Source organism: Butyrivibrio proteoclasticus B316, assembly GCF_000145035.1.
Taxonomy (GTDB): Bacteria; Bacillota; Clostridia; order Lachnospirales; family Lachnospiraceae; genus Butyrivibrio; species Butyrivibrio proteoclasticus.
On the sequence record NC_014387.1, the window covers coordinates 2,947,157 to 2,964,298 of the forward strand.

The 17,142-nt window shown below is 36.6% G+C and carries 13 protein-coding genes; 2 read left to right on the forward strand and 11 right to left on the reverse strand.

Annotation, left to right across the window (positions count from 1 at the left end; genetic code table 11):
• Position 1 precedes the first annotated feature (1 nt).
• The 8 genes from BPR_RS12215 to BPR_RS12250 are packed head-to-tail and all read right to left on the reverse strand — an operon-like array spanning position 2 to position 9,811.
• Positions 2-1,165: a polysaccharide pyruvyl transferase family protein gene (locus BPR_RS12215; protein ID WP_013281802.1), complete on the reverse strand. Its 1,164-nt coding sequence runs from the start codon at positions 1,163-1,165 to the stop codon at positions 2-4.
• Between the two features lie 8 nt (positions 1,166-1,173).
• Positions 1,174-2,190 carry a glycosyltransferase family 2 protein gene (locus BPR_RS19970; RefSeq protein ID WP_013281803.1) on the reverse strand — a complete coding sequence of 339 codons (1,017 nt, stop codon included), beginning with the start codon at positions 2,188-2,190 and terminating at the stop codon, positions 1,174-1,176.
• A gap of 20 nt (positions 2,191-2,210) precedes the next feature.
• Positions 2,211-4,430 carry a CotH kinase family protein gene (locus BPR_RS12225; RefSeq protein ID WP_013281804.1) on the reverse strand — a complete coding sequence of 740 codons (2,220 nt, stop codon included), beginning with the start codon at positions 4,428-4,430 and terminating at the stop codon, positions 2,211-2,213.
• Entirely contained in the window at positions 4,427-5,023 is a 597-nt protein-coding gene (locus BPR_RS21340) for a VanZ family protein (protein WP_013281805.1), read from the reverse strand. The genes BPR_RS12225 and BPR_RS21340 overlap by 4 nt, the downstream gene beginning before the upstream one ends.
• A gap of 18 nt (positions 5,024-5,041) precedes the next feature.
• The gene (locus BPR_RS12235; protein ID WP_013281806.1) at positions 5,042-6,391 is read right to left on the reverse strand and encodes a hypothetical protein; all 1,350 of its coding nucleotides are present in this window, start codon (positions 6,389-6,391) and stop codon (positions 5,042-5,044) included.
• A gap of 10 nt (positions 6,392-6,401) precedes the next feature.
• The gene (locus tag BPR_RS12240; protein WP_013281807.1) at positions 6,402-7,328 is read right to left on the reverse strand and encodes a glycosyltransferase; all 927 of its coding nucleotides are present in this window, start codon (positions 7,326-7,328) and stop codon (positions 6,402-6,404) included.
• Positions 7,329-7,331: 3 nt separating this feature from the next.
• Entirely contained in the window at positions 7,332-8,723 is a 1,392-nt protein-coding gene (locus BPR_RS12245; RefSeq protein ID WP_013281808.1) for a polysaccharide biosynthesis tyrosine autokinase, read from the reverse strand.
• A 14-nt stretch (positions 8,724-8,737) separates the two neighbouring features.
• Positions 8,738-9,811, reverse strand: a complete 1,074-nt coding sequence (locus tag BPR_RS12250; RefSeq protein ID WP_013281809.1) for an acyltransferase family protein — start codon at positions 9,809-9,811, stop codon at positions 8,738-8,740.
• A gap of 157 nt (positions 9,812-9,968) precedes the next feature.
• Here BPR_RS12250 and BPR_RS12255 point away from each other — a divergent pair, with 157 nt between their 5' ends.
• On the forward strand, positions 9,969-10,892 hold the full coding sequence (locus tag BPR_RS12255) for an ATP-grasp fold amidoligase family protein (protein WP_013281810.1): 924 nt from the start codon (positions 9,969-9,971) through the stop codon (positions 10,890-10,892).
• Positions 10,893-10,923: 31 nt separating this feature from the next.
• On the forward strand, positions 10,924-11,928 hold the full coding sequence (locus BPR_RS12260) for an acyltransferase family protein (protein ID WP_013281811.1): 1,005 nt from the start codon (positions 10,924-10,926) through the stop codon (positions 11,926-11,928).
• Between the two features lie 21 nt (positions 11,929-11,949).
• Here BPR_RS12260 and BPR_RS12265 read toward each other — a convergent pair whose 3' ends face one another.
• From BPR_RS12265 to BPR_RS12275, 3 genes are all read right to left on the reverse strand, one after another.
• A complete protein-coding gene (locus tag BPR_RS12265) occupies positions 11,950-15,069 on the reverse strand; it encodes a lectin like domain-containing protein (protein ID WP_013281812.1) in 3,120 nt (1,039 codons plus the stop codon).
• 127 nt (positions 15,070-15,196) lie between these two features.
• Positions 15,197-15,973, reverse strand: coding sequence for a hypothetical protein (locus BPR_RS12270; RefSeq protein ID WP_013281813.1), 777 nt, complete (start codon positions 15,971-15,973; stop codon positions 15,197-15,199).
• 58 nt (positions 15,974-16,031) lie between these two features.
• On the reverse strand, positions 16,032-17,060 hold the full coding sequence (locus tag BPR_RS12275) for a LacI family DNA-binding transcriptional regulator (protein ID WP_013281814.1): 1,029 nt from the start codon (positions 17,058-17,060) through the stop codon (positions 16,032-16,034).
• Between the last annotated feature and the right edge of the window lie 82 nt (positions 17,061-17,142).

The following is a 17,142-nucleotide window of genomic DNA, read 5'->3' on the forward strand; positions in this document are numbered from 1 at the left end:
ATTAAATCGCCTTAAATATATCTAGCAGATTTCCTGAAAAATCATTTAATTTATCCTGAACACTAGCTCTGGAGCTTTCTGCCGCCATCTGAAGCTCTTTATAACCAGATATCCATTCCATCGTCTGTCTTACTGCCTTTTCTGTATCCAATTTCCTGGCATCAAGAACATATCCGTAGCCAATATTATCATACAATCCCATAAACTTTCTACTATAAGCCACGGGTATAGTTGCAACACCAGCAGATACGCCAGCCACAGTTGCATGCATCCTGGCAGCAATAAGAATATCCATAGCAGCAATATAACTCTTAATCTCTATTGGACTATTACTCTTTGCCACTACATGAGTATTTGGAAATAATTCATGTAGTTTTTGACATATCTCATAATCATTCTCTCCTCCATGATTACCGCCTCCAACGTGAGGTATGAGATATACATCATAATTAGCATTACTTGTAACTTCCGATAATATTTTTTTGCAATACTCCTGATAATCAATACTCAGATTAAACTGATTATTGCTGGTATAGCCGCCTTTCCACAGTAGTCCTGACGGATTTAATGCTACTTTTATCTTTCCGCTTTGCTCCAGCTCTTTGGCAGTATATGTAAGTCCAAACGCCACATCAGTAACTACCGTAGCCTCTCTGTCACACATCTGCTTAATAACATCAGCCGACTGTTTGTCCCTCGAATAAACTTTATATGCTTTTTTAATTATACGCTTAGCCCATCGCCTAGACCATGCACTATTATATGGTCCATATGTTTGTGGTCCAAGAATAAATCTGACATTATATTTTTCTGCAAAGTCTTTGAGCAGATTTGTCTTAATATATCTATCCGCTCCATAAATATCAGAAAAACTATCTCCCAAAGTAAAATCAAATACAAGATCCGCTTCTTTGAAGTTATGTTTGAGCTGACTCCAAAACGAAAAACTCTTTGGATGCACCCTTATTACATCAAATTTACGAATAATATCATTGCACTCATACTGTTTATCTGAATAACTGATAGCAGTAATATTTATACTTGCTCCTAATTCTTTGCCAATCTGCTCGAGAATATTTATAAAAGATAGCGTGAGAGCAACACAGCCCAAATTATCATTTTCTATCTCTAAACCAATGATTGACACATTGTATTCCTTTTTCATGAATTACCTCACTCCCCCAGTGATGCTTTAATTCTGTCCGAATAAATCAACATGCGCTCATCATGTACTTCGTTTCTGTCATATAGCACAAACTGATCCCATTTCCTCTTTTTATAATCAGGCCGGCTCACATTTCCCCTCTCAAATTTGGCCCTGCAATCTTCTTCAGATTTACCATAGTAGTGATTAACCCTGATGTAATCATAAGTATTATTAGGATAATCATTCCATGGCGAATCAATTTCTATGCCCTTTTCATTCAGCTGCTTAAGTTTATCATTTCTAAGATATGCAAAATGAGGACTTGTAAGGCAGCCCTTTATAAGCCTTGGATTACATATAAACTTAAGTAACCTGTTTGTTGAAGAGTTGTATTCTGCCCTGTTTGTATAATTATCTATAACTAGCCCCTCCGGTCTGTTTTTATGTCCGGAAGAACCAAACACAAGCCAGTTCATAGATAAAACTGCCATATTCGGAAAATGCTTAAATCTCTCATCAAGAACCTGAACCAGATTTTTGCTGCTGTCAGTAGGTACTACAAATTCATCAAGATCGATAAAGCCTACATATTTGGAAGTTCTTTTACTTTTGCGTAGGCCCGCATAATACATATCAAGCTGCTTACCCTTGCCAGGGAATAATTCGTACTCAACAATTCCCTTATCTATATATTTTTGCAATAACTGCCTTGTATTATCAGTACTTCCATTATCAAAAATATAGAATTTATCAACTCCAACAAGCCTGTGATACTCTATCCATTCCTCAATATACCTTGCCTCATTGTAAACACACGCCACAAAAGACAAGTTGTTTATATAATGCCTGTCATGAAAATTTGCCAGTTCTCTCTTAACCAAAAGCCTGTCAATGGTTTTCTCAAATATGAAATTATATACTCCGCATAATAACAAAAGTGGAGACAGTACTACATACAATACTTTCCTTGAACCTCGATCATCCACTTTTCTGAGTAGTCCAAAGTAAAGCCTATAGTCGTACTTTCTGATTAGCTCTGTCATTCCAACTAGTTTCCCCGTAATTAGTTTTCCTCTACCTGACTATTATCAGTTACCTGATTTTCACCTGGTATCATCTCCTCAAATTCAGAAGAAGCCCCTTCTGTTCCTTCATCAGTAGCATCTACTTTCCCGGAGACATTACCTTTTTGTCCAATATACTCTTTAGTATATATATCCAGATATCTCTCACGCGCTGAGAAAAAGCTCTTAATCTTTTTCTCAGCACTCTCATAATAGTTAATCTCATTAGAATAGAATCTTAGGTTAGTTGCATAAACAGCTCGTCCTATTGTCTGATTCAATTCTTCCAACACCACATCTGCATGCTCACGTGTAAATGCATTTTCAACCAACTCATTCATCGTCTGCTCAAATTCCTTTGCAAATGAATCATTTTGCAAAATAGAATTAAAGAAAGCATTATCCCTGATTCCTGGCGAAAGATATGTGTTCATCATAGGTGTAGAAAAATCACCTTTTTTATATGGAGTCAAAAAGCTTGATGTATTTCCCAAAGTATTATCTACACTATTTATAGCCCATCTCCATCTGCCATCATTAAAGCCTGAACCTGTATCTCCTTCAGTCCTGAAAACACAGGCACTAAAGCCCCTGTCCATAATGGTATTGCCGATAAATATATTGGCGCACATAAACTCAATATAATTACTGATATCCATCATGGATTTAAGGTTCTCATAGTTCTCAGGAACAGAAAAGTCTGTATTTACAACATAGTTATAGAATTCTCTGTACTCAGATGATCCTATATAGTCTGTTTCTACTTTTATGACCTTGTCTGTAACGCCATACTTTTCTCCAAGGTACTTTTCATCATAGTTGGTTGCAAGTGAATACATTCCCCAGAACTCACCATCTATAAATACCATGCACGGCTGAAAATCTCTTGTGATCACATTAGTTCCTTCAGTAATGCCTTTTACGAAATAATTCCTTATCTTGGAATTTACATCACCGCCGCCTGACAACAGCTGTAAATAGTTTGATGAACTATTAAGGAACTCATCAAGGCCTGTTCCTGATGGATAATCACTCTCAGCCTTGATAACCATAGACCTCTGTTCTGCTCCTCTTCTTTCATCTCTCATGATGGTAATAGAAACATCACCGGAATATGTCTTATCCTTGCACGGCTCAAAGTATTCTATCTTAGCTTTGGCAGAGTTACCATTTAGATAGTTTGCCAGAGACATATTTCCCTGAATATATCCGTCATAGTAGCTCTTTCCGGGTACATATATGCCTTTCTCAAATCCAAACATTTCATCAGGATCAACTTCAATAGAAAGAACCGGAAGTCCAACATAATCCGCATCATTATTATAACCAACATAATATGACGCTGTTTTCTGGCTCACTATTTCATTCTTATCATTGACCGCTATTACATTAATTACCGTTCCTCTGTTAACCTTCTTGGGAACAATTGAAGTATGTGTGTATCCCTTTCCATCGCTTACTGCATACACGTAACTTGTACTACTTGGCCTTGAAATAGATATCTTGGATTCGTAAACTTCAGAATCCGTGGTTGGAATCGTACCATCAGTAGTATAAAAAAGTTTGCAATCCTTAGGAGCAATGATTTCCAGATCAAAAGGCTCCTCATAGAATCCACTTGGAACAGAAAGCAGAATCTCATCAGACTCAGCTAAAGTGCTTCCTTCATTACTCTCACCAACAGATGAATTGATATACCCCACTTCGTAGCTGCCATCAGTTAAACATCCGTAGCTTGTTCCTGAAGATAACTTTCCAAAACTTATTGCTCTGACAAGTTCTTTTTTATCATTGAATATCTGAATAACATTACTGTCACTATCGGCATCAATACCGACTACCTGAACAACACACAGACCCTTAGCATCTATGGAAGTTCCTTCATCAATAATTGTCTCCTTTCCATTAGCAGAGACAATGTATCCCCCTATAGAGATTGGTTTAAAATCTCCATTTAATAATTCTATATTGCCCTTACCATCAACTTCATTTATTGTTATTTTGGCTGTATTACTGCCTGCTAATAATTCGCTTTCGGAATCCTCTGTATCATTTGAAGTTTCTGAAGCACCTGCACTATCCAATAATTCCTGCTGCGCCATACGGTCTCTGTTTCTTGTCATCCTTATTACCAAAAACAGAAGAACAATTGCAACGATAGTAATAACAACTACCACTACATCCCTTTTCCTAAAATTACTAAAAAAACTTTTTTTCATACATTACCCTCTTTCAAAATGTTTATTTTTGTATAAACACTTTTTATAACAATATATATAAGGCAGCCAATAAAGCCGCCGCAGGCATTTGTTACTAAATCAGTAGCTTCTGAAGCACCTGTCCTGGTGAAATACTGTGCAACCTCTATGATCAGACTTGTGATAAGACTATAAAAAACAGTCATGACAATTCTTCTATAGTTATTATCAAGTGCACTTGCTATGAGAAATCCCCAGGGAATAAAAAACACTACGTTCAAAAAGCTGTATACCACCTGCTTTTCATCCACAGTCCCATCCCATTTTCTAAATCCGAAATATATTCTCGTATGAATAGCCGACTTTTCCATCCCAAGTCTTCTATAAAAAGCTATCTGAAATATAAAACATGCATAGATTGCCATGAGCCAAAGGGCTCTTTTTTTGTTCGAGTTAATTATCCTGCCAGTTACTTTTTCATATACAAAAAACAATCCATAAAGTAGCAGAACAGATAAAACACTCGTTTCAATAAATAGCAATATAGATGCACCATCCATCTGCTGACTTGTTAAATATATAAAATAATCAAAATATATTTTTAACTGTCCCATATAAATTGCCTATCTAACTCATATCGTTAGTTTCATATACTTACTTGTCTTATTTTTAATCCTGGTCACAAACTGTTCTGGCGCATAACTAATAAATAAAGCAAAGAACAAATACAAATACTTAAGTGTTCCCAGTGAATCAACATAATACAAGGCGATCATGTAGGAAAGCGATCCTAAGAAAAAAGCCTTAGTATAAGCATCCCTATCCTTTATTATCTTTTTGAGCATCATAAAGAGCATTACAACAAAAAATAATAATATGGAAAACATTCCCGGATAAGCATATCTCACATATTCACCAATATAATGATTATCCAGAGACTTGAGTGTAACACCATTGATCACAGTAGAAAATGGCCTTGATCTGCCCAAACCAAGCAAAGGATTGAGCCAATTAACTTTAAAGACATACCACAAATAATCTCTGTAGTCAGAGCTTGTCTTTGTACCCAGCGTAGCACCATACTTTACAGATAAACTCGTATCAAACAGTTCGTCAATTACACCGGTGATCTGGAGCATAAAATAGCCTCCTACGCTTGTACCCGATAAAGCAATCAATAATACGCCAATAACAACAATCGCAATGGTACCTGTTATCAGTGTACGCTTTTTTTCCATTTTGGCAGAAAAAAGGAATATTCCTATAATTTCAACTCCCATAACCGCAAAAGATGAACGCGATCCTGTAAAAACGATATTGATGATCAGCATAAAAAACAGAAGCGGTCTTTGGAACATATAAAACTTATTGTTCTTAAGATCCAGGCATGTTAATGGTAATGCAACATTTAACATAAGCCCATATCCCAAAGCATGAGCCGCCGGACCTACTATTCGATAATGACCATTCCTGACAAATATTCCACTCGACAATGCTCCGTCTAGTGTTTTTAAATAATAGAATAAGGAATAGCCCAAAAAGTATTCTATAATACCTTCTATAGCGAGCAGGTAATAACATCCAAGTATAATTCTTACTGTTGTATCTACTCCAAGAGAACGCCTTATCACATATATAGCCAAAAACAATATCAAGAATTCAATAAACGGATTTAGAAAAGCTTTTAAGTCTGTTCTGAGGACCATTGTATATGTGATAACAAATATGTATGGTGCCGTAGCCAAAAAGACTCCATTATATTTGATCATCGGAAGAAAATCATATAATCTCTCACGTTTAGCGCATATCATAATCATCAGTGCTATTATCAGCATCCTGACTGCTGTCAGATCAAATCCCGGAGCCGGTATTCCAAAATATGGAGGCATGACTATAGCTGATATGATAAAAATGACAGAAACAGCCTTGAATACCTTTTCTTCTATATTATTGATATATTTGCTATCTGATAAACCACTCATTTTATAACCTTCACTGCCTAATTGCCATATATAGCTCAACAGGAATTGCTCTCTTTTTGTGATAGCAATCACTGTATTTTATGATGAGAGGAAAGACATTAAAGAGCTTCCTCTTTTCCATTAAATCAATCCTGAGCTTTGTAGCTCTTATATTCTTATCCAGTATTTTTTTCTGTATTATTGGTCTGTTGTTATCCTCTGAAAACTTCAGTGTTGATTCGTGACTAGCCAATAACTTTTTAAAAAAGAGAATTCTTTTTTGAAGATCTCTCATCTTGCCCAGTGAAACATTGCCTTCATGCACTCTTCTCTTAAGTGATGTGTAGTGGTAAAAATATAATCCGTCATTAACAAGCGCAAGCTTCCACACAAATTCATCATGTGCCCAGTCTTTAAACCAATAGGGCTTGATAATATCCCAAAAAGCCCTTCTGACACACATTGTACATCCCTGGCATCCAATAAAAATATTCTTATTGTTAAACTCCAAGTGCTCTAAAGATTCATCATTTTTGAAAGTTGCCAGTTCCCACGAAGGAACGGACAAAGCATTTTCAGATACAGTAAATGGTTCAAATTCAGATCCAAGCAGTAATATGCTTGGATTATTCTCCATTTGAAAAAGCATCTTTTCTACTCTGTCACTCACCCATATATCGTCCTGATCACAGAAAAAGATATAATCTCCAGAAGCCTTACATGCTCCATAAAAAAAGTTAGAAGCATATCCCAGATTATGTTCATTAACATAGACTTTCCATTGTGAGAGCTTTTCTCTGTCTATATAATCTGAGACTACACTGACAGTATTATCCTGAGACCTGTCATCGCAGATAATAACCTCATCAACACTTCTTGTCTGGTTCTTTATTGAGTCAAGCTGTTCAATTATTGTTTCTGCACCGTTATATGTGCATACCACTACCGATGTTTTCACTGTTTAAGCCTTTTGCTGTTCCTCTTTGTAATTTCTAAATGCATAATCTTTGGACTTGGTTGAAATTCCATTGTAAATAATGCCAAATATATCGGCATTCAAACTCTCAAGCTTCTTAACTATAAGCTTGGTTCTGACAAACTTGGTCATTCCCTCTCTTATAACAATCAGATAGTATGCATCTGTTCTGGCAAGAGAAAGCGCATCGGCATATACTCTAAGAGGTGGCATGTCTATAACTATCTCATCGTACTTTTCCTTCATCTCATCGATCAATTCATACCATTTATCAGCAGCAAGAAGTTCGCTCTTATTCTTCATATTTTCACTGGAATAAATAATATCAAGAAGGTCACCTTTATTTACGATAACTGGTTTACCAATTTTACCAGCCAGATAATCAGCCAGGCCATTCTTGTCTTTATTGGGAATTATTTCGCGAAGTTTGCTGTTTCTCATATCTGCATCAATAAGAAGAACCTTCTTACCTGCTGCGGAAAGAGCTTTTGCGATATTATATGCATTTATTGTTCGTCCCTCAGAAGCATCTGCACTGGCAACAACAAATACAGAGCATTTCTTTTCTTCTCTGCTCCATAACATATTTGCACGGATGTCATTATATGCTTCATTGAGTATGAACTTGCTGTCTTCTTTGAGTGTAATGTTGGAATATGGATTGTCATCATTTTTATCTCCGGAAATACTTGGCACCTTACCAATTATCGGAATATTAAAGATGTCCTCTACCTCATAAACACGTCTGATCGTCGTATCTAAAAGAGCCTTGATCACAAAGAAAACAATGGTCAGAAAAACGCCAACTGCAAAGGCTAAAGCCACGATCATTGTAAGGCTAAGTGAAGCTGAAGGAGCTGTAGGCAGCTCTGCTGCATCAAATACTCTAAAACCTCCGGCTTTAACTACGGAAGGAATGATAACCGGTGCAAGGTCACTGATAGCATTAGCAATAGTCAGCGCATTTGCCGGATTAGGATCACTTACATAAACAATGAACATAGCTGTATCATTGACAGTTCTTGTTGAAATGCTTCTGTGAAGTTTCTCAACTGTATAACCATCCATATTGACTTCATCTGCCAGGGCTGAAAGGAAAGTTGAACTTCTCAAAACCTGTACATAAGATGTAATAAGTCTGTTGGCCTGTGATATTTCTGCTGTTGTCTGATTAACCCCCATATCATCCACGTTGTCAGGATTAGAATATACATAAAACGAAACATCCGCAGTGTATGTCCTGTAAGTAAATGACCTTCCTACTACTGCAGCTATGATTGCAGCTGCTACACCGACGATCACCATATAAACAATACTGTTTTTAAGGGTTGTCAGTATTTTTTCGATATGAAAATTCTCCAAAATTGTGTTAAACATATGAAACTCCCTTTTCAATACTTATTATTATATTTAAACCTGTTGCATACTTTCGTACGCAGGAGGTATTCAAGTGAACATATGCAAAGTGCAACCAGATCATAAAAAAGAAAATCAAATCCATTAGTACCTCGCAGTACCGGAAGTTCTGATAATCTCTCAATCTCCAGATGCCTTGTCATGATCAAAATAAAAGACACTAGTTTAAAGGCCAAAAAATGTAGACACATTATGTCAAGAGAAGCATTTCCCAGAAATTGAAGCATTTTACTATTAGCCACAAGCGGAACCATACTAAGAGCAAAGATGCCTACAATACCGCATATCTGCCCCGGAACATCTATAAGATGCTTTTCCTGACCTATAGCAGATTTCGAAACAATGGAAGTAATAAAAAGCATTACCATTCCAAGGATAAATACAACACTTTTATACTTATCTATCAGCTTATCCAGATCAAATTCCCTAATAACAACTCCTGCATAGAAAAAAATCATGTTAGAAAAAACTTTTCTCATGTTCATGACTGTTGGAACGATTTTTACTGAATACGCAATATACATAAGGATTACCACTATGGTAAGCACCACATACCGCGTCCTCTTATTATCGATTTTAAGAGCCAGGTAATCAATGCATATATACATACATGCCATTATCAGCAGTACTCTCAAAAACCACATAGGCCCATTTAATTCTGACTCAAGGTGAAGAGCAAATATTACAAAAAAATGCTTTATGTAATCTTTGATGTCATAGAGCGATTCTGTTGTCATGTGCAAAGAAACAAAAGCATTGTGAAAAAGCCAAAAAAACAAATTAAATCCGACAAACGGAATGTAATAAACTTTAAATTTTTTAATTATAGACTTAATGGGTGTTAATGAATGATTGTGATTATATAGGTATCCATTTATAAAGAAAAAAGATGGAACAGCAACGAAAGCATTAAAATTTATGATCGCTGCGTAATTAGAATCGATATTCTTATCCGCATTCATCAACGAATGCGTAACAACAACCAATAGAATAGCTATCCCCTTCATAGCATCTATGTATGTCATTCTTCCCCTAGAATTGTTCCCCATAAAAAAATACCCGCCCATATAATTTTACAGTTTTATACTATATCACATTCTCAATCATAAAAACAATCATATAATGGCAAACATAGTGTATATTTACCTTTTCCATTATTATGACTATAATAATATGGTTATATTTTCTTATGTGGAGGTTCTAATAATGCTTTCCTTTCAAGACTTTTGTAAACTGATTTACGATAAAGATTTTAGATGGATTTACCTTGGACGAAGAGAATTTTTTAATTATCTTTCAGATGAAGAGTTTATTCGCCGTAAATTCTGGCATCATCGCCATAGAAAATTGGATTTAGAAAACCCTCGTTCTTTTAGTGAGAAGCTACAATGGCTCAAGCTCTATAACCAGAAACCCGAATATGGTCAGATGGTAGATAAAGCTTCTGTCAAGGACTACGTTTCCTCTATTGTTCCTGATCTTAACATCATTCCTACATTAGGAATATATGAACGCTATGAGGATATAGACTTTAGTAAACTTCCGGATAAATTCGTTATGAAATGCACGCATGACAGTGCCAGCATCTTTATATGCACTGATAAAAAAACTTTTGATTTCAAGAATGCTCAAAAGAAAATCAATAAAAGTCTCAAAAAACACTATTATATGATAGGTAGGGAATGGCCATACAAATATGTTAAGCCGAGAATCATAATAGAGCAGTTTATGGTGGATGAAAGCGGCAAGGAACTCAAAGACTATAAATTTTTCTGCTTCAATGGTCAGGTAAAATGTTTCAGCGTAGACTTTAATCGTTTCACCAATCACAGAGCTAATTACTATACACCTGAATTTGAGCTGCTTACTCTTGGTAAAAAGACCTGCCCTCCTGATCCAAGTCAGAAGTTGGACAAGCCACAGCATCTTGACGAAATGATCGATATAGCAATGAAGCTGTCCAAAGATATACCTTTTGTAAGAGTTGATCTATACAATATTAATGGCTTGATATATTTTGGAGAATTAACATTTTTCCCGGCATCAGGTTTTAACGAATTTACGACCGAAGACTGGGATAATACCTTAGGAGATTGGATTACTCTTCCTCCTAAGACCACAGAACAATAACTTATTAATATGTACATGGGAGTACTACGACATGCAAAGAGCCAAGCTTATTTCATACAGCAAAGGTATAGCGATACTGGGGATCATGCTATATCACTTGATTTCATGTTATTTGGCACGGCATCCTATAATTGCAAAAGGCGTTTCTTTTGGTGGTGCAGGTGTACATGTCTTTATCCTCTGCTCAGGTTTTGGGCTGATGTATTCCAACATACGTAGACCTCTTAATTTTATTCCATTCATCAGGAAACGTTTTTTAAAGGTCTATGTTCCTTATATTGTCGTTGTTATTATTGCTTTTCTGCTTCCAAATGTATACTCGGGCTTTAACAAAACGATGGCTTTACTAAGTCACATATTCCTTTTTAAAATGTTTATTCCTGCCTATACAGCCACCTTTGGCTTCCAGTTTTGGTACATTTCAACCATTATACAGTTCTATTTATTCTTTACTGTTCTTGTTATGCTTTTTCAGAAAATTGGAGCCAGAAATTTTTTTATAATGTCATGTCTTATCAGCTTTAGCTGGGCAGTTCTCATTTCACTTCTTGGTCTTACCGAAGTTCGTGTATGGAACAGTTTCTTTTTACAATATCTGTGGGAATTTGCCTTAGGCATGGTACTCGCCGCTGAATATGCCAGAGAAGGAAAACTTCGATTAGAATCAATGTCTATGCCCAAGCTGATAATGGTTACATTGATTTCATTTGTCATTTATTCTGTTCTTAGCTTGATTGGCGGATTTCTAAAAGCCTTTAATGATCCTTTTAGTCTTATAGCTTTTGGCGGAATATGTCTTATTCTATACAGATGTAACTTTTTACCTGGATTTGTTCATTTCACATCTGGTATTTCGTATGAAATATACCTATTACATGTTTTGATTTTTAAATTGTATTTTGAAGTATTCAGTTTGCCGTTTCCTCTGCTTTTAACTGCACTTATCTCTGTATCAACTACCTATCTGTTATCCTGGTTATATCATCTTTTTATTTTAAAGATTTCCAGCGCAAAAAAAGCTCCTGAAAAAACTTGATTTTCAGGAGCTTTATATTATTTAATCTGTATTCTTTTTCCACTGTGCATAAAGCACATATTTTACACCTTTAGCCTCAGGCTTGAAAACCACTGTCGCATTATCTGCATAGTTTATTCCCGGATCATCCTCAGTAGGAACCTTGACCAAATTCCAGCCCGCAAAGCTATATCCCTTCTTTACAAAAGAATTACTATTCAAGACAATAGGTGTCCCATATTCTCCAGCCTGTGAAGCCATCTTTCCACTTGTACTTCCATTCCCATTATAGCTTATCGTGTAAGTAAATATTTCCCACTTAGCCACAAGATCAAAGTCCCCATAAGTTCTGGATTTTATAGAATATACCCTTGTCTGGTAAGTATCATCTGTATACCAACCAACAAATCTATAGCCCTCTTTCTCTGGTATTGGAAGCTCCTTGATAACTGCAAATTTATAGGTTTCATGATCACTTACTCCATCCGGAAGTTTTCCTCCCTTAGTGTCATAAGTAATATTAAACTCTGACCGCCATATAGCATACAGTGTTATTTCTGAATCTTTATTTTTTCGATACAAAGTTTCAAAATCTAAAATTTCCTTATCTTCATAAGTCGTATTATAAGCATCTGCATCCTCTTTACTAGCTGCCCATCCCATAAATACATAACCGGATCTTATATACTTATTTGTGCTAAGAGCTTTAGCCTCTTCTTCTCTATAATAAATCTGATTTGCCATTGTTCCTGCCTTGGCACCATTTGCGTCAAAAGAAACTGTTAATTCTGATGGCCTGCTATCTACCTTTGGTAGTATGTAGAAATATACACTAAAGGAACGAATGAAATTACCTTTACCGGTGATAGTTATCCTTGGAAGAACGCTGGTATCATCGCTTTCACATGGTTCAATGTTATTGTAGTATTTAACTATATAGTCCTTATCCTTTTCAAGGACCATGCTGGATGAACCACTATTAAATGTCAGTATTGGCTCCGGATAAACTCCGTCTTCATTATAATCAAATGAATATCTCCCATCAGCGCCTGGTTGTTTTACATTATCAAAAGAGACAGAAATACATGGATTATTTTTTTCTGCATCCTTCATCATATTAAAAGCCAATACTCTGTATGTTTTTTCTATTACACCTGTATAGTCACCAATTCCAGTGTATGTTACAGTTTTTGTTCCACCATTAATAAGATCTTCCGGTGAGTATTCCACCAGATAATCTATTCCTTCCTCCAAATACACCTTTTTCGAATCTTCAACCTTATATATCCTTGCCTTATCCTGTCTGCATTCCTGCCCTGAATATTCATAGGAGTTAACAAATCTTTCCAATGTCAGCTCACTTATATCTGTTTTTCTGGGTTCCTGATCAATTATTCCGGGAGTATATGCCTGATTTAGGGTATACGCCTTAATAGCAAAATTTCCTTTGGAATAAACACTTGAAAGATCTATCCAGTTATCACCCGAACAAATAAAACTCTGTCCCGGAGAATTAGTTGCAGTTCCATATTTTAAGCTATCTTCCAGTCCTATTGCACTATATGATCCATTTTTTTCCATTGTGACAACAACAGAAAACAACGTATCAGCCGCCATAGATACTGATTCTGCAAGCTCTATTGTATAGAATCCTGCATAGCTTGTAGTTCCCTTCGTAGTAGCTTCTGCAACGTGGGTTCCGCTTACAGGATCATTGGCATCAGTAAGGTCGGTGTAAATATCTATTGTATAATCAATATTTGACGATAATAAATATAGAGATACAGCTTTCAAAAGTTCTCCACTTTCTCCACCCTCTGCATGTGTGCAAAAGACATTTGCTGCTCTATTAAGACTTAATCCTCCATACGTAAGTCCCCCATCGTACTGATAATTATTGTCGTAATCGCCCGCCATCGCAAATTCCGCAGCATATGCGTAACTTCCAAGGCTTGCCTCATAATAGGACATCCAGAAATAACCTGAATAAGAATAATCCCCACTCGTTCCGGTTCCTACTCTCCAGGAATTTCTTACCAGAAAAGCCCCATCTCCGGGAGCTTCAGTCGCAAAGTTTGTCTTTGAAAAACTATCATCCCATCCCACAACTACAACTGCATGATTAGTCTTTTGGGGATTGCTGGGATTATAATATGCGTTAGTTTTTACATTGTATATCTCGTCAGTAGTTGCTGCACTCATCGAATTGTACGCATAATAGTTTATTCCTATAGCGCCATGATCCATTATCAATTGCTTTAAGCTTGCATGTTTATTTGTTTTGATACGAGTTGCGCTTTTTTCCACAGGCTCTTCGTATGAATTGACGATATGTACACTTCCTTCATAGGCAAGACTGTCATCAAGCCCTTCACTTTCTGCCTGTTCCCCCATCGAATACGGAACTAAGGTCTCATCAGCAACCCCGATCCATTTCCAAAAAGTACTAAGTCCCCACTCAATTCTGCCGCCAAAATCCAATATATTTGATGTATTAACATTCATTGAATCGCCTTCAGTTCCACCTAGCGGATCAGTAACTTTATTATAAGTAAAATAAGCTAGATGAAGCTCTGATAAATCAGGGTCAGACATATATCCCTTCTTCATAAGATTAATTTCAGCCAGTGCCACATCAGCAAAGGCCCAGCATGTCCCATAGGGGGTCTGGCGACGCAGCGGCGGCAAGTCAGGCGTAATATATTCTGAAGGAAGGATTGCTTGAGTTCTGAACACCTTTTTTTGTCCATCATAAACACTCTCACGTTCATCTATCGGTTCTTCGTCAATAATGCCGCCTACCGGATACTCAGTATAAAAATCATCCGGAAGACTCTCTTCATCTATATCCGGTATAATTTCTTTTATATCCGATGTGTTCTCGTTTATATCTGATTTATTTTCTTTTTTATCCGATATATCCTCATTTATATCTGATATATCTCCATCATCAGTTATTTCATCAATTGATTCGAAGTTTTCACCACCTGATGATATTTCTTCTTCATCCATAAAAAAAATCAGGTCATCTTCTACTGTATCAGTAGAATAGCAGCTTGATGATTCTGATGAATCATTCTCTGCGCTGACCTGAATGTTAAATGTTCCAACACATAAAGCAACAATCAACAAAAAAATAAATGTTCTCTCCGGCAGTTTCATCTGGTTATAGCCCCCTATTCAAAATAATAAGCTAATTATACATTTATTTTTTTGCTTAATTCAATTAAATTGTTATTAAATTTCAGTTAGTTCTTAGCATAATAAAGTATTTGTTTGAAAATTCTGTTTATTTACAAAACCATCCTGTAACCTTATAGCTGTACCTGGTACTTACAATTTTTGCTGCTCGCTTAAAGAAACGATATCTCTTCTGGCCTGACTCAGGGATAAGCCATTCCATATTTGCCTCCATTTTCTGCTGGCACGGACGACAATAACCACATGGCTTACCATCAATTGGTGTGTGACAAAACCAGATGTTTGTCATCAAATCATCACAATGCCATTCGTGTATAAGCTCTATCATTCTGTCTTCTGTTATCATCTTAATAGGAAATGAAAGATTACCCAGAACAAGGTTAACGTCATCTGTTGAGTTTTCCTTGTCTACGTAATAGCTATTGTCTCTAAACACAAGCTTTCCATACTTGGAAAGTGCGGTACTACATCCGCCATATTGGCCGGTAGGCATTTCAATACCAACCTCAATCCCAGGATACTGAACAGCGAGCCTTGCAATCCAGTCGTACTGAGAGCCAAGTCTGACAAGCTTATTGAGTCTGCCATAAGCTTCAGATATCTGCTCATTCTCAGGAATCTCAGATTTCTTAATTATCATCAGATCAAGAAAATCATTAGGCCCTATTTCCCTCAGCATAGGAAGCATCTTCTGCATTCTCTCGATTTCTATGTTCTCACTCTTACGGCCATTTTCAGAAATGTATACAGGTTGAACTACTATTGGCTTCTCCCCTGGTTCTTTCTGTATCTGTACCATCCTAAATGTTGAATCCCATCCACCTGTCCAAAGAACATAAATATCAGGTTTTCTGTTATCACTCATTATTAAATCTCCCCCTATTAACTATTTAACGAAAACATCCTAATTATATCAAAGCCGATCATATCTTTCTAGTAGACTCACCTTCGACAAGTTCCCCTGGAAAAATAAGATGTTTGTGTCCTCTTTTTTCCTCAATCAGGTCAAAAATAAGTCTCATGGTCTCTTCTGAAATATCAGCAAGTGGCTGGCGAATTGTTGTAAGTCTCGGAACACAGAACTGGGCAATTTCCTGGCCGTCAAAGCCTGCGACAGAAACGTCTTCAGGAACCCTGATACCTGCATCAGCAAGGGCTCTTAGCGCACCAACTGCAAGGACATCAGACACACAGAAAAGAGCTGTGAATTTAGCTCCGGACTCTATAAGAGCTTTAGTTGTCTCATATCCGTTCTGCATAGCATAGATACGACGATCAACGTATTTGACCAGTTTCTCGTCTAGCTTGATCCCATGCTTATTAAGAGCATCACAATAACCTTCATAACGAAGACTTACTATAGATGGCTGATCATTTCCTTCTGTCAGAATAGCTATTTTCCTATGCCCAAGGCCAATCAGGTATTCTACCATCTTGCGGCTCTCAACAGCATCATCGACAGAAACAGTGGAATATGCATTTCTTCCAAGGTTATCAGATATATCAGAGCCTATAGTTGCAAAGATTACAGGCACATTAAGCTGTCTTAGCTTATCCGCATCATGCTTGGAACTGCCGCCAAGGAAAATGATACCGCGAAGCCTTTTTTCTTTTTCCAGTTCCAGGGCAACGTTAACCTCATTCTCATATGCTTCAACATGTCTGAGGACAAGCGCATATCCTTTTTTCTCGGTCTCCTGTTCAATCTTTTCTATAATAGGAGTAAAAAATGGGTTGGTAATACCCTTGACCAAAACTCCTATGCACTTAGCATCTGTTCTCTTAAGATTTCTTGCGCTGTTATTAGGAATGTAACCTGTCTCTTTGATCACATCCATTATTCTCTGCTTGGTTTCAGGATTTATATCGGAATGATTATTGATTGCTCTTGAAACAGTACTAACGCCAACTCCGCAACGTTTTGCAATTTCTCTGATCGTTATTTCAGCCATTTTACTATTTCCTTATTATCCAAAATAAGTTCCCATGTATGCATATTAAACATACATGGAAACTTCTTTATCTTATCAAATA

What these genes read in the sequence shown, in the direction of transcription:
- BPR_RS12215 (WP_013281802.1), bottom strand. Translation starts at nt 1,165, where the DNA reads ATGAAAAAGGAATACAATGTGTCAATCATTGGTTTAGAGATAGAAAAT.
- BPR_RS12275 (WP_013281814.1), bottom strand. Translation starts at nt 17,060, where the DNA reads ATGGCTGAAATAACGATCAGAGAAATTGCAAAACGTTGCGGAGTTGGC.
- BPR_RS12260 (WP_013281811.1), top strand. Translation starts at nt 10,924, where the DNA reads ATGCAAAGAGCCAAGCTTATTTCATACAGCAAAGGTATAGCGATACTG.
- BPR_RS12255 (WP_013281810.1), top strand. Translation starts at nt 9,969, where the DNA reads ATGCTTTCCTTTCAAGACTTTTGTAAACTGATTTACGATAAAGATTTT.
- BPR_RS12235 (WP_013281806.1), bottom strand. Translation starts at nt 6,391, where the DNA reads ATGAGTGGTTTATCAGATAGCAAATATATCAATAATATAGAAGAAAAG.
- BPR_RS12245 (WP_013281808.1), bottom strand. Translation starts at nt 8,723, where the DNA reads ATGTTTAACACAATTTTGGAGAATTTTCATATCGAAAAAATACTGACA.
- BPR_RS12250 (WP_013281809.1), bottom strand. Translation starts at nt 9,811, where the DNA reads ATGGGGAACAATTCTAGGGGAAGAATGACATACATAGATGCTATGAAG.
- BPR_RS12265 (WP_013281812.1), bottom strand. Translation starts at nt 15,069, where the DNA reads ATGAAACTGCCGGAGAGAACATTTATTTTTTTGTTGATTGTTGCTTTA.
- BPR_RS19970 (WP_013281803.1), bottom strand. Translation starts at nt 2,190, where the DNA reads ATGACAGAGCTAATCAGAAAGTACGACTATAGGCTTTACTTTGGACTA.
- BPR_RS12270 (WP_013281813.1), bottom strand. Translation starts at nt 15,973, where the DNA reads ATGAGTGATAACAGAAAACCTGATATTTATGTTCTTTGGACAGGTGGA.
- BPR_RS21340 (WP_013281805.1), bottom strand. Translation starts at nt 5,023, where the DNA reads ATGGGACAGTTAAAAATATATTTTGATTATTTTATATATTTAACAAGT.
- BPR_RS12225 (WP_013281804.1), bottom strand. Translation starts at nt 4,430, where the DNA reads ATGAAAAAAAGTTTTTTTAGTAATTTTAGGAAAAGGGATGTAGTGGTA.